Origin of the sequence: Mesorhizobium sp. M7A.F.Ca.CA.004.06.1.1 (assembly GCF_003999135.1) — a bacterium.
Classification (GTDB): domain Bacteria; phylum Pseudomonadota; class Alphaproteobacteria; order Rhizobiales; family Rhizobiaceae; genus Mesorhizobium.
Genome location: NZ_RZPQ01000970.1, coordinates 1 through 1,825, shown reverse-complemented (window position 1 = coordinate 1,825; position 1,825 = coordinate 1). Strand labels below are relative to the sequence as shown.

The 1,825-nt window shown below is 64.6% G+C and carries 2 protein-coding genes; both read right to left on the bottom strand.

All coding sequences use genetic code 11. The annotated features are described in order from the left end of the window. Positions 1-63 precede the first annotated feature (63 nt). The gene (gene tmk, locus EN906_RS32790; RefSeq protein ID WP_164748920.1) at positions 64-738 is read right to left on the bottom strand and encodes a dTMP kinase; all 675 of its coding nucleotides are present in this window, start codon (positions 736-738) and stop codon (positions 64-66) included. A 139-nt stretch (positions 739-877) separates the two neighbouring features. Continuing rightward, the coding region (locus EN906_RS32785) for a D-alanyl-D-alanine carboxypeptidase family protein (protein WP_164777556.1) at positions 878-1,825 on the bottom strand (948 nt) is incomplete at its 5' end.

The following is a 1,825-nucleotide window of genomic DNA, read 5'->3' as shown; positions in this document are numbered from 1 at the left end:
TTTCGGAGGGCTCCGGCACGCCGTCGAGCGTGTCGTGCTGCTCGGGTGCAATGCGCTCGAAGATCATGCCGGCGTTGCCTGCCTGTCGCGTGCCGGCGTTCTCGCCGCCAGTGCCGCGAACACCGCCGCGGTGACGACGTTCTCGACCGCGTCGGGCTCGGCGGCTGCGTCGATGACGATGCAGCGCTCCGGCTCGGCCTTGGCGATCGCCAGAAACGCCTCGCGGCGGGCCTGATGGATCGCCAGCGTCTCCTTTTCGAAGCGGTCGGCGACTGCCTCGGTGCCGCGCCGCAGCGTTGCGCGCCTCAGGCCTTCCGCCGGATCGATGTCGAAGATCAGCGTCATGTCCGGCATCATGCCGTTGATGGCGACCTGCTCCAGCGCATCCATGAACGCCGGATCGATGCCGCCTGTGACGCCCTGGTAGACGCGTGAGGAATCGAGGAAGCGGTCGCAAAGCACGATGGAGCCACGCTCGACCGCCGGCCGGATGAGCTGCTCGACATGATCGGACCGCGCGGCGGCGAAAAGCAGCGCTTCCATCTTCGGTCCGAACGGTTCGGCCGCGCCCGAAAGCAGCACATGCCTGACGGCTTCGGCGCCCGGCGAGCCGCCAGGTTCGCGGGTAAGCAGCACATCGTATTTCTTGGCGCGCATCTTCCTGGCCAGCCGCTCGATCTGCGTCGACTTGCCTGCCCCCTCGCCGCCTTCGAAGGTGATGAAAAAACCGCGTGCCAACCGAGAGGCCTTCTTGTCCATGGCTGAATGGGATTGTAGCGCTCTAGATAGTCCGCGTTCGGCCAAACGTCCATGCCGTCATTTTTTGCTTTCATGCACGTCGTTCGCCAAAACCATGGTCAGATTTGAGCGACGTGCCTTAGCGCAGCCAGCCGACCGCCAGTTCCTTGACTGCATCGAGGGCGCGCTGCGGCAGCGTGCCGACGCCGATCGATTCGGCGGCGAAAAGCGGCGTCTCCTGGCTCAGCGTATCGCCGATCCAGACGCGCAGCGCGCCCACCGGCTGCCCCTCCTCCACCGGTGCTGCAATCGGGCCGTCATAGACGATCCTGGCCGTCAGCTTGTCGCGATTGGTGATCGGCAGGAAGATGTCGATCGGACCCTTGGCCTTCAGCATCACCCCGGGCTTGGCGCCGCCAAAAACCTGGGCTTCTCCAACCACCTCGTCCCTGGCGAAGATTTCGGTCTTCTCGAACGAGCGGACACCCCAGTCGAGCAGCTTTCGCGCCTCTTCGGCACGCTCCTTGTCCGAGGCCAGCCCGCTCATCGCCGCGATCACCCGTGTGCCGTTGTGACTGACCGTACCGACGATGCCGAAGCCGGCTGCCTCGCTCGCACCGACCGCCAGGCCGTCGGCGCCGATGTCCATCGCCAGCAGCGGATTGCGGTTCCTCTGCGAGATCTTGTTCCAGGTAAAATCCTTCTGGCCGTAGTAGCGGTAGAAATCCGGATAATCACGCCACAGGTGCAGGGCGAGCTGCGCCAGCTCGCGCACGGTCGTCTGTTGGCCATCCGCCGGCAGGCCGGTCGAATTGACGAAAGTCGACGTCTTGAGGCCGATCTGGCGGGCCCGTTCGGTCATCTGCGCGGCAAAATTGTCCTCGGATCCCGACATGCCTTCGGCGATGATGATGCAGCCGTCATTGGCCGCCTGCACGGTCACGCCCTGAATCAGGTCTTCGAGCCGGATCGACGACTTGAGCTTGGCGAACATCGTCGATGTCCCCGAAGGCGCGCCACCCTTGCGCCAGGCGTTTTCGCTGACGACGAACGTATCGTCGAGCTTCAGGCGACCAGACTTGATGGC